10 protein-coding genes are annotated in these 11,356 nt (G+C 70.1%); all 10 read left to right on the top strand.

Annotation, left to right across the window (positions count from 1 at the left end; translation table 11 throughout):
* Positions 1-74: 74 nt before the first annotated feature.
* The gene (locus tag BM193_RS15845) at positions 75-869 is read left to right on the top strand and encodes a DUF6875 domain-containing protein (protein WP_139176097.1); all 795 of its coding nucleotides are present in this window, start codon (positions 75-77) and stop codon (positions 867-869) included.
* On the top strand, positions 866-2,215 hold the full coding sequence (locus BM193_RS15840) for an FAD-dependent oxidoreductase (protein WP_092797429.1): 1,350 nt from the start codon (positions 866-868) through the stop codon (positions 2,213-2,215). Before BM193_RS15845 ends, BM193_RS15840 begins: the two co-directional genes overlap by 4 nt.
* Positions 2,215-3,723: a glycosyltransferase family 87 protein gene (locus BM193_RS15835; RefSeq protein WP_092797428.1), complete on the top strand. Its 1,509-nt coding sequence runs from the start codon at positions 2,215-2,217 to the stop codon at positions 3,721-3,723. Before BM193_RS15840 ends, BM193_RS15835 begins: the two co-directional genes overlap by 1 nt.
* Before the next feature lie 26 nt (positions 3,724-3,749).
* Positions 3,750-5,990: a carbohydrate binding family 9 domain-containing protein gene (locus BM193_RS15830; RefSeq protein WP_092797427.1), complete on the top strand. Its 2,241-nt coding sequence runs from the start codon at positions 3,750-3,752 to the stop codon at positions 5,988-5,990.
* A 98-nt stretch (positions 5,991-6,088) separates the two neighbouring features.
* Positions 6,089-6,973, top strand: coding sequence for a decaprenyl-phosphate phosphoribosyltransferase (locus tag BM193_RS15825; protein WP_092797426.1), 885 nt, complete (start codon positions 6,089-6,091; stop codon positions 6,971-6,973).
* A complete protein-coding gene (locus BM193_RS15820) occupies positions 6,970-7,938 on the top strand; it encodes a lysylphosphatidylglycerol synthase transmembrane domain-containing protein (protein WP_092797425.1) in 969 nt (322 codons plus the stop codon). The genes BM193_RS15825 and BM193_RS15820 overlap by 4 nt, the downstream gene beginning before the upstream one ends.
* Positions 7,935-9,227 (top strand): FAD-binding oxidoreductase, encoded by a 1,293-nt coding sequence (locus BM193_RS15815; RefSeq protein WP_092797424.1) that lies wholly within the window; start codon positions 7,935-7,937, stop codon positions 9,225-9,227. The genes BM193_RS15820 and BM193_RS15815 overlap by 4 nt, the downstream gene beginning before the upstream one ends.
* Entirely contained in the window at positions 9,224-9,982 is a 759-nt protein-coding gene (locus BM193_RS15810) for an SDR family NAD(P)-dependent oxidoreductase (RefSeq protein WP_092797423.1), read from the top strand. The genes BM193_RS15815 and BM193_RS15810 overlap by 4 nt, the downstream gene beginning before the upstream one ends.
* Positions 9,982-10,602: an HAD-IB family hydrolase gene (locus tag BM193_RS15805; protein ID WP_092797422.1), complete on the top strand. Its 621-nt coding sequence runs from the start codon at positions 9,982-9,984 to the stop codon at positions 10,600-10,602. Before BM193_RS15810 ends, BM193_RS15805 begins: the two co-directional genes overlap by 1 nt.
* On the top strand, positions 10,595-11,302 hold the full coding sequence (locus BM193_RS15800; protein WP_139176096.1) for a 4'-phosphopantetheinyl transferase family protein: 708 nt from the start codon (positions 10,595-10,597) through the stop codon (positions 11,300-11,302). Before BM193_RS15805 ends, BM193_RS15800 begins: the two co-directional genes overlap by 8 nt.
* Positions 11,303-11,356: the final 54 nt, after the last annotated feature.

Below are 11,356 nucleotides of genomic sequence, written 5' to 3'. Positions count from 1 at the left end.
GGGGACGCTTTTTCTTCAAAAACGCCATGCATAGCGCAATGACATCGCAATAACGACCCACTGGAGCAAGCAAGATGACTGACACACACATGCTGCACACGGCACCGGCGCCCAACAAGTGCCCGGTCGCCCATCACGACAAGCAAGCCGCCGCCGCGCACGGTCCCGGATACGGACTGATGCGCGTTTCCCAGGTGGCGCGCGACTACCCCAGCCACTCCGCGCTGGCCAGCGTGCTGGAATGGATGCGCGCCTTCCTCGCCCGCAGCCACCCAGAACTGGGCCGCAAGGGCGCCGTCTGCCCCTTCGTCCCCGTGGCGCTGGAGCAGGACAGCATCTGGATGGCCGAGATCGCCGAACGCGAACCCACGCTCGACAGCATTTCGCGCGTGATCCTGTATTACCGCGACCTGTTCCTCGCCACCGAGCCGACCAGCGGCCCGGACGCCATCAACAAGGCCTTCCTGGTGATCTTCCCCAACCTGGGCGCCGAGGGCGCGGGCGTGGTCGACGAGGTGCAGCAGCTGCTGAAGAAGGACTTCGTGGAAAAGGGCCTGATGCTGGGCGAGTTCCATGCCAGTAACGAAAGCCCCGGCTTGCGCAATGCCGAGTTCCGCCCCCTGCGCAGCCCCATCCCCATGCTGGCCATGCGCCACATGGTCGATTCGGACCTGCCCTTCCTGCTGCGCACGGCGTATGCGGCGCCCGTGCGGGCCGCCTACCTGCGCGCCTACCTGTTCCGCCTGGCGGGCAGCCTGGGCTGGTCGCGCTTCGAGCAGGCGCTCGACGGCGTGGTGGCCGCCGAGATCGAACAGTGGCAGGCGCGCCTCGGCGAACCGGACGCCGATGGCGCGGGAGAGACGGCATGAGCGCCGCCCACAGCGAGCGCATCGCCATCGTCGGCGGCGGCCTGGCCGGTTCCCTGCTGGCGCTGGCGCTGGCGCGGCAGGGCCATGGCGTCGACGTGTATGAGCGCCGGGCCGACCCGCGCCGCCAGGACGGCGCGGCGGGCCGCTCGATCAACCTGGGCCTGTCCAAGCGCGGCATGCAAGCCCTGCAGATGGTGGGCCTGCTGGAGCAGGTGCTGGCGCATGCCGTCGTCATGCGCGGCCGGGTCATCCATGCGCCGGACGGCGGCACGCGCTACCAGGCGTACGGCAAGGACGACAGCGAAGTGCTGCATTCGATCGACCGCAACCTGCTCAACCACCTGCTGCTGGATCAGGCCGAGCAGCATCCGCAGGTGAAGCTGCATTTCGAGCACCGGCTGGTGCGCGCCGACAAGGCGCAGCGCGAACTGGAACTGGAAGCGCCGGGCGGACGCCGCATCAGCGCCCATCCGGCCTGGGTGGTGGGCGCCGACGGGGCGTTTTCCAGCATGCGCCGCGAATTGCAGCACGGCATGCGCGCCGACTACCAGCAGGAATACCTGGAATGGGGCTACAAGGAACTGACCCTGGCGCCGCGCGCGGACGGCAGTTCGGCCATCGAACTGACGGCCCTGCACGTGTGGCCGCGCAGCCACTGCCTGTTCGTCTCGCACCCGAACCAGGACGGCTCGCACACCCTGACCCTGTTCCTGCCGTTCGAGGGCGAGGACAGCTTCGCCAGCGTGCGCAGCGAGGACGACGTGACGGCGCTGTTCGCCAAGTACTTCCCCGACCTGCTGCCATTGCTGCCCGGCCTGCAGGAACAGTGGTCGCGCCACCCGACTGGCACCCTGATCACCACGCGCACGGCGCCATGGCGCTTCGGCGACTGGGCCGTGCTGGTGGGCGACGCCTGCCACGCCGTGTATCCGTTCTATGGCCAGGGCATGAATTCCGCGTTCGAGGATTGCTGCACGCTAATGAACGCGCTCGCTGCGGCGCCCGGCGACACGGCCAGCGCGTTTGCCAGCTACGAGCTGGCGCGGCGGCAGCACACGGATGCGCTGGCGCAATTATCAAAAAGTAACTTCACGGAACTGCGGCAAAAGGTGCAGTCGCCGTGGTTCGTCGCCCGCAAGAAGCTCGACGTGCTGCTGAACCGCGTCTGGCCCCGTGGCTGGCTGCCCCTGTACACCATGATCGCCCACACCACCATGCCCTACGGCGACGCGCTGCAGCGGGCGCGGCGCCAGGAAAGAGTCTTGCACGCCTCGGGCGCGCTGGCCCTGGCCGTGCTGGGCATCGCCGCCGTCGTCCTGTCCCTGACCCTGATTGGAGCTAACTGATGCATCCTGTACATTCACAAGGCCGCGCGTGGGAGCGCCTGGCCGTGGCGCTGCTGCTGTGCGCCTTCTTCGGCATCTGCGCGGCCGTCGCCGCCACCGCCCTGCAAGCGGCGCCGTCGCCGCTGGCGCTGCTGCCGCTGGCCATCGCACTGGGACTGAGCCCGGTGCTGGCCCGCCATCTTCCGCGCCAGCTGGACGGCCTGCTGCGCGCGCATCCCGTGCTCAGCCTGCTGTGGCTGGCGCTGGCCGCGCTAGCCGTGGCGCGCATCGCCGGCGTGGCCCTGTTCATGGCCGACCCGCAGCAGCCGCAGCTGTCGGCCATCTGGTACGACCCGTTCTACGTCAACCACAGCTGCTTTTCCTCATACTGGAAAGCGGCCGAGCTGGCCAGCGCGGGCGCGGCCAACATCTACGACAGCGCCCATTACGCGGGCAACGAGGGGCGCTTCAAGCTCGACGAATACCTGTATCCGCCGCCTTTTTTGATCCTGCCGCAGCTGGCGGCCTCGCTGGGCGCCGGTTTCGTGGCCATGCGCGCCCTCTGGTTCGCCGTCGATGCGGCCCTGGTGGCGGCCATCATGCTGGCCGTCTGCGCCTGGATCGGCGGCGCCACGGGACGCCGCGCCGCCCTGCTGCTGCCGGCCGCCTGGCTGGCCCTGCCCACCCTGATCACCATGCAAACGGGCAACTTCCAGCTGGCCGCCATCGCCCTGGCCCTGCTGGCCATGCTGCTGTTCCAGCGGGGACGCGACGAGGCCGGCGGCGCCGTGATGGCGCTGGCCCTGTTCAAGATCTTCCCCGGCGTGCTGTGCGCCTACCTGCTGTTCTGCAGGCGCTGGCGCGCGCTGGCGTGGAGCATCGCCTTCTCGCTGCTGTACGCGGCGCTGGCGTACGCCATGCTGGGCGCCCAGCCGTTCCGCGATTTCATCGGCTATGAAATGCCGCGCATCGCCAGCGGCGAGGTGTGGACCTGGATGCAGCTCGAAGGACTGGAAGCGGTGGTCGCCATCAACTACTCGGTGCCGGCCCTGGTGCTCAAGCTCAGGCTGTTCGGCGCCGATGGCCTGGAATACCGCCACCTGGCCGCCGTGGCCCTGCTGTGGAGCGGCGTGGTGGTGGCGCTGGCCTGGCTGGCGGCGCGCCGCGCCAAGGCGTATTCGCGGCTGGAACTGGCCGCCGTCTGGCTCGGCCTGCTGGGCCTGGCCGCCGTGCGCAGCCCCTTCGTGCCCGACGATTACGCGCTGTTCCCCGCCCTGTGGCTGTGGTGCCTGCTGGCCGCCGGCCAGGCGCGCGGCGCCCTGCGCATCGCCCTCTTCGGCGTGCTGTGGCTGGCCTTCGCCGTCGTCATGCCGATCGGCCTGGTGCAGCCGCGGCACCTGCCCCTGCTGCTGGCCGTCTCCACCGTCAGCCAGCTGCTGGCCCTGGCCTTCTGGCTGTGGCCCGTGCTGCGCCGCCCGGCCGCCATGCGTATCCAAGCTACTGCGTCCGCGTCGCCCGCGGCCGCCTGAACCCCATCCGAGACCAAAGGAACACCATGAAACAAGCTATTTTGACCCCGCTGCGCCGCACCGCCCTGTGCCTGATGCTGGCCTTTTCCGCTCCCGCCCTGGCCGACGAGCGTCTGCAGATCCCGCGCGCCGCGCGCGCTCCCGTGCTGGCTGACTACGTCGGCCAGCTGCCGGCCGACGCGGGCGTGGAAATCAAGGGCTTCCGCCAGTACGCGCCCGGCGACGGCGAACCGTCGCTGCTGGAAACGAAGGCCTACCTGTCGTATGACGACGAGCACCTGTACGCCGTCTTCGTCTGCACGGACGACCCGGCCCTGGTGCGCGCGCGCATCGCCCGCCGCGAAGACTTGCCCGGCGACGACGCGGTGCAGCTGGAAATCGACTCGTTCAACGACAAGCAGCGCTCGTTCCGCTTCTATGCCAACCCGTACGGCGTGCAGATGGATGCCAAGCACACGGAAGGCCTGGGCGACGATTTCAATTTCGACACGCAATGGCAGTCGGACGGCAAGATCACGCCCACCGGCTATGTGGTGACGATGGCCATCCCGTTCAAAAGCCTGCGCTTCAACCGCGCCGACGTGCAGAACTGGGGCATCGCCGTGGGCCGCATCGTGCCGCGCCTGAACGAATTTTCCTACTGGCCCTACATCACCAAGCGCCAGGCCGCCTTCGTGCCGCAGCTGGCGCCCGTGCAGATCCCGGAGCCGATCACGTCCGGACGCAATATCCAGCTGATTCCGTACGGCTACATCGGCCGCAGCCGCGCCCTGAACGCCGGCGATCCGGCCAACACCTTCTGGGACCGCGACGACAAGAACCAGGCGGGCCTCGACGCCAAGCTGGTGCTGGCCGACAAGTTCGCCCTCGACCTGACCTACAAGCCCGATTTCAGCGAGGTCGAGTCGGACGAGCCGCAAGTGCTGATCGACAAGCGCTACGAAGTGCTGTTCCCGGAAAAGCGCCCGTTCTTCCTGGAAAACTCGGGCTTCTTCACCACGCCGCAGCCGCTGTTCTTTTCGCGCCGCATCGCCGAGCCCCGCTACGGCGCGCGCCTGACGGGCCGCGAAGGCCACTGGTCCGTGGGCGGCTTGCTGATGGATGACCTGGCGCCGGGCGAAGCGCTGCCCCGTGACAGCCGCGACTATGGCAAGACGGCGCGCATCGCCGTGGCGCGCGTGCAGAACGATTTCGCCGGCGATTCCAACGTGGGCGTGCTGCTGACGGACCGCAAGTTCGGCCAGCAGAGCAACCGCGTGGCCGGCGTCGACCTGCGCTACAAGATCGACGAAAACTGGGTGCTGAGCAGCCAGCTGGCGCACAGCAAGTCCAGCCTGGATGGCCAGCCCGACCACAGCGGGCGCCTGGCCTTCGTCGAGGCCAGCCGCTCGGACCGCAATTTCAACTATGCGGGCCAGTACCTGGACATCACGCGCGACTTCGATCCCGCGCTGGCCTTCATTCCCCGCACGGATATCCGCCAGACGACGCAGACGGCCTCGTACCTGTGGAACTTCCCCGATGCGCCATGGCTCGTCAGCGCCGGCCCCAGCATCAAGGCCGTGGGCACCAAGGACCACGACAACGTGCTGCAGGACTGGTCCAGCGATGCCTTCTTCAGCGTCAACGGCTTGCGCGCCACCACGTTCGAGGCGCACAAGCTGGACGGCTTCGAGAAGTACGCGGGCCTGGACTTCCGCAAGTCCGGTTATTCGCTGGCGGCCAGCACTGAATGGCTGAGTTGGCTGACGGGCTGGATCACCGTGGGCCAGAACGAGGTCATCAACTACCAGCCGGCGGCCGGCATCGCCCCCTTCCTCGGCGACGCGCGCAGCGTCTCGGCCAACCTGAAGTTCACGCCCGTGGCCCAGTTCCGCGTCGAACAGACCCTGTACTGGAACGACCTGCGCACGCAGGCGGGCGTGGCGGGCATGCCGTCGGGCAGCATGGTCTACCGCGAGCTGCTGTCGCGCACCAAGCTGCGCTACCAGCACAGCCGCTTCCTGGCCGCCCACCTGATCCTCGACTACAGCCACCTGAAGACGAACCAGGCGCTGACGGGCATCGAGGGCGGCAAGCGCCTGACGGGCGACCTGCTGTTCAGCTATGTGCTGAGTCCCGGCACGACGGCGTATGCGGGCTACACGGACCGCCAGGAAAACCTGCAGCTGATCGGCAATCCGCAGCTGCTGCAGCGCACGCGCGACCTCGACATGCACACGGGCCGCAAGGTGTTCGTCAAGTTCAGCTACCTGTTCCAGCTGTAGCCGCCCCCCCCCCCGGGGCGGCGCGCCCGCCCCGGCCTTTTGCTAGCCACTGGAGTCGTCATGCAAGCACTCTTTTCCTCCGCCACCGGGAGCGCCCCATGCGCGCGCTGATCCGGCTGCTGCGGCCGCACCAGTACATCAAGAACGGCTTCGTCCTGCTGGGCCTGCTCTTTGCCACGCAGCGCGACGCCGCCACGGCCACGCATGCGGCGCTCGCCTTCCTGGCCTTTTGCGCCATGGCCAGCGCCGTCTACGTGCTCAACGACCTGCTGGACGCCGAGGCGGACCGCCAGCATCCGCAAAAATGCCGGCGTCCCATCGCCAGCGGCCAGATCAAGGCGCCGCTGGCCTGGTGCGCCTGCGTGCTGCTGGCATGCGTCGCGCTGGCCCTGGGCGCGGCCGTGGGGCTGGCCGTGCCGGCCCTGCTGCTGACCTACCTGGCGCTGAACGTGGCCTATTCGCTGTACCTGAAGCACGTGGTGATACTCGACGTCTTCGTCATCTCGGCCGGCTTCATGCTGCGCATCCTGGCCGGCACCGTGGGCATCGGCATCGCGCCCTCGCAATGGCTGCTGCTGTGCGGCCTGATGGTGACGCTGTTTCTCGGCTTCGCCAAGCGCCACGCGGAACTGATGCAGCTGGCGGCGGCGGACGGGCCGCGCGCCGGACCGGGCGGCGCCTGCGCGCGCCCCGTGCTGGACGACTACAGCGGCGTGATGCTGGGGCAGTTCATCGCCGTCAGCGCCGCTTGCACCGTGCTCAGCTACAGCCTGTACACGGTGAGCCGCGACACCATCGCCATCCACGGCACGGCAAACCTGATCTATACGGTGCCATTCGTGGTGTACGGCATCTTTCGCTACCTGTTTTTGTTGCACCTGCGGGCGCAGGGCAACGACACCGCGCACGACCTGCTGACCGACCGCCATCTGCTGCTGACCGTGGCATGCTGGCTGGCCGTCACTTTCGGTGTGCTGCCATGAGCGGCGCACCGCTGTCGGGATGGCGCTACCGCGCCTTCCTGCTTTCCATCGCCATGGGCGCCGCCGGCTACCTGGCCTTTTCACTGTGGGGCGGCCTGCCCGCGCTGGGCAGCGCCGCCGCGCACGTGGGCGCGGCCGGCGCGGCGCTGATGCTGGCCCTGTCGCTGCTCAACTACGGCCTGCGCTTTTGCCGCTGGCAGTGCTACCTGGGCGCCATGGGCCACCACGTGCCGTGGCGCGCCAGCCTGCGCATCTACCTGGCCGGCTTCGCCTTGACGGTAACGCCGGGCAAGGCGGGCGAAGCGCTGCGCGGCGTGCTGCTGGCGCGCCTGGGCGTGCCGCATGCGCACAGCCTGGCGGCGCTGCTCAGCGAACGCCTGTCGGACTTGCTGGCCGTCATTTGCCTGGCCCTGTTCGGCCTGAGCCAGTATCCGCCCCTGCTGCCGCTGGTGGGCGCCGCCAGCGCCGCCGCGCTGGCCGGCGTGTGGCTGCTGACGCGCGCGGCGCCGGCCCGCTGGCTGGCGGCCTGGGGCGCGGCGAAGTCCGCCGGCTCCGGTACACGGTGGCGTGCGCTGGCGGGCCACCTGGCGCAGCTGCTGCGCCAGGCGCAGGCCTGCCATGCGCCCCGGCTGCTGGTCTCGTCGCTGGTCCTGGCGCTGGCCGCCTGGACAGCCGAAGCGCTGGCCTTCTACTGCCTGCTGCAGTGGCTGGGCGCGGATGCCAGCCTGCCGTTTGCCTGCCTCGTGTTTGCCAGCGCCGTGCTGGCCGGCGCCCTGAGCTTCCTGCCGGGCGGCCTGGGCGGCACGGAAGCGGCCATGGTCAGCCTGCTGCTGTGGCATGGCATGGCGCCGGCGCAAGCCGTGGCCGCCACCATCCTGATCCGCCTGACGACGCTGTGGTTTGCCGTGGCGCTGGGCGTGGCCGCCCTGTCCTCCGGCCGCACCACCGAGGCGCAGCCGTCATGAGCGGGGCGGCGCGCTCGTGGAATGGCTTGCCGCAGGCGGCGCATGCGCGCCAGCTGGCCCTGCAGGTGCGCGATGCCGTGCTGCCCGCGGCGGATGGCAGCCTGCTGGCGCACGGCAATGGCCGCAGCTATGGCGACGTCTGCCTGAACGACGGTGCCAATGTGCTGCTGACGCGCGGGCTGGACCGCTTCATGAGCTTTGACCGCGCCAGCGGCGTGCTGCGCTGCGAAGCGGGCGTGCTGCTGGGCGATATCCTGGCCCTGGTGCTGGCGCAGGGCTGGTTCCTGCCCGTCACGCCCGGCACGCGCCACGTGACGGTGGGCGGCGCCATCGCTAACGACGTGCACGGCAAGAACCACCACGTGGCGGGCAGTTTCGGCCACCACGTGCGCGCTCTTGAACTGCTGCGCTCGGACGGCAGCCGCCTGCTGTGCGGCCCGCACCGGCAGGCGCCGTGGTTTGCCGCCACCGTGGGCGGGCTGGGCCTGACTGGCTGCATTGTCTGGGCCGAGCTGCAGCTGATGCCGGTCGCCAATGCCTACATGCTGGTCAGCGAACGGCGCTTCACGGGACTGCGGCGCTTCTGGGAGCTCAACGACGCCGCCGAGCGCGCGGCGCCGTACACGGTGGCGTGGATCGACTGCCTGGCGCGCCAGCCGCGCGGCATCTTCAGCAGCGCCCGCCACGCGCCGCCGCAGCCCGCCTTGCCGCCGCAGCGGCAGGCGCAGCGCCGCATGCCCGTCACGCCGCCCGTCTCGCTGGTCAACGGCCTGAGCCTGCGCGCCTTCAATGGCCTGTACTACCACCGGCGCCTGGCCTCCGGGCCGGCGCTGCGCCATCACGGCGGCTTTTTCTACCCGCTCGACGGCGTGCGCGACTGGAACCGCATCTACGGCCGCCACGGCTTTTACCAGTACCAATGCGTCCTGCCGCCGGCCAGCAGCCGCGACGGCATCGCCGCCATCCTCGCGCAGATCGCCGCCAGCGGCCAGGGCTCCTTCCTGGCCGTGCTGAAGACCTTCGGCGCGCGGCCGGCGCCCGGCATGCTGTCGTTCGCCCGGCCCGGCGCCACCCTGGCGCTGGACTTTCCCAACCGGGGCGCGGACAGCCTGCGCCTGTTCGCCAGCCTCGACGCCATCGTTGCGCAGGCCGGCGGCGCCCTGTATCCGGCCAAGGATGCGCGCATGCCCGCCAGCCTGTTCCGCGCCGGCTTTCCCGCCTGGGAAGCCTTCAGCGCCTTCATCGATCCCCGATTTTCATCAAGCTTCTGGAGAAGAGTCAACCCATGAGATCACTGCAACGCACCGTCATCTTCGGCGCCACCTCCGCCATCGCCCACGCCACCGCGCGGCGCCTCGTCGCCGGCGGCGCCAGCATCCATTGCGTCGCGCGCAACCGCGCCAAGCTCGATGCCCTGCTGCAAGACCTGCGCGTGCGCGCCGGCGCCGATGCGCCCTACATCGGCGGCGAATGCGCCGATCTCGACGACTACAGCCAGCATGCGGGCCTGCTGGCGCGCGCCGATGCGGCCCTGGGCGGCATCGACGCCGTGCTGGTGGCCCACGGCTGCCTGCCCGACCAGCAGGCCTGCGCCGATTCGGTGCCGCTGATGCTGGCGCAATGGACCACCAACGGCGGCAGCGCCATGGCCATCCTGGCGCTGGCCGCCAACCTGCTGCAGCCGCGCGGCCAGGGCGTGCTGGCGGCCATCGGCTCGGTGGCGGGCGACCGTGGCCGGCAAAGCAACTATATGTATGGCACGGCCAAGGGCGCGCTGGCCATCTACCTGCAGGGACTGCGCCACCGCCTGGCGCCGCATGGCGTGGCCGTGCTGACCATCAAGCCCGGCTTCGTCGACACGCCCATGACGGATGGCCTGGACAAGGGCGGCCCCCTGTGGGCCAGCGCCGACACGGTGGCGGCCGGCATCGTCGCGGCCATGCGGCGCGGCCAGGCGCAAGCCTACCTGCCCGGCTTCTGGCGCTACATCATGCTGGCCATCCGCCTGGCGCCCGACGCCGTCTTCCACCGCACGCGCCTGTGATGGCCGCCCGCGACGCCGCCAGCGGCCTGCCGCCGGCCGCCCTGTTCGACTTCGACGGCACCCTGAGCCGGCGCGATTCGCTGCTGCCCTTCCTGCGCCAGGCCTGCGGCACGCCGCGCCTCGCGGCGCATCTGCTGCGCCTGTCGCCCGTGCTGCTGGCATATGCCTGCGGCCTGGTGCGCAACGACCGTGCCAAGCGCCGCCTGCTGGAACGCTGCCTGGGCGGCATCGATGGCGCCGCGCTGGCGCGCCTGGCCGAGGCCTATGCGGGCGCGCCGCTCGATGCGCTGCTGCGCCCGCAAGGCATGGAACGCCTGCGCTGGCACCAGGCGCAAGGCCACGCCTGCGTGCTGGTCAGCGCCTCGCCCGCGCTGTACCTGCGCGCCTGGGCGCGGCGCCACGGTTTCCACCACTGCATCGCCTCGTCGCTGGCGGGGGCGAATTGCCATGGCCAGGAAAAAGTGCGCCGCATCGCCCGCTGGCTGGCGCGCGCGCCGCACGACATCGGCTACGCGTATGGCGACAGCGCGGCCGACCTGCCCATGCTGGCGCTGGCGCGCCACGCCTTCCTGTGGCGCGGCGGGCGCTTCGTGGAACAAGCGGGAGCACACCATGCTTGAGCCGGCCGTCTTCCTGTGGCTCGTCGACCTGGACGACCCGGCGCTGGACGCGCTGGCGCCATGCCTGAGCGCGCAGGAACAGGCGCGCGCGGCCCGCTACCGGGGCGACGCCCTGCAGCGCGGCTACCGGCGCGCGCGCGCCGCGCTGCGCCACATCCTGGCCCACCACACGGGGCAGCCACCGGCCACCCTGGCGCTGGCCGAGGGTCCGCTGGGCAAGCCCGTGCTGGACGGGCTGGCGCTGCATTTCAATCTCAGCCACAGCGGCGCGCTGGCGCTGGTGGCGGTGGCGTCCGTTCCCGTCGGCATCGACCTGGAACAGCGGCGCGCCCGCTTCGACGCCGCCGCGCTGGCGCCGCTCGTATGCGGCCCCGCCGAACAGGCCGACCTGGCCGCCCTGCCGCCCGCCCTGCGCCAGCGCCACTTCCTGCAGCTGTGGACGCACAAGGAAGCGTATTGCAAGCTGCTGGGCATGGGCTTGCGCAAGGACCCCGCCCTGCTGGCGTTCGGTGGCGCGCCCGGTCCGGCCGCCGTCGCCGATGCGCAGGAGCCGCGCTGCGCCGCCTGGGTCTATCCGCTGTATCCGGCCGACGGCTACGCGGCCAGCCTGTGCGTGGAAAAATATGGCGCCAGGCCAGTGTGGATGCGCTTCCGGGCCTGGCCAGCCGCGCTGTTGCCGCTTGGACAAGCGCTTGCATAAAACACCCTCACCCTCGATAATGAGAATGCTTCGCATTTGTCGCCATGCGGATTT

Origin of the sequence: Janthinobacterium sp. 344, from assembly GCF_900112025.1 — a bacterium.
Lineage (GTDB): Bacteria > Pseudomonadota > Gammaproteobacteria > Burkholderiales > Burkholderiaceae_D > Janthinobacterium.
This window is presented reverse-complemented; position numbering and strand designations above follow the sequence as displayed.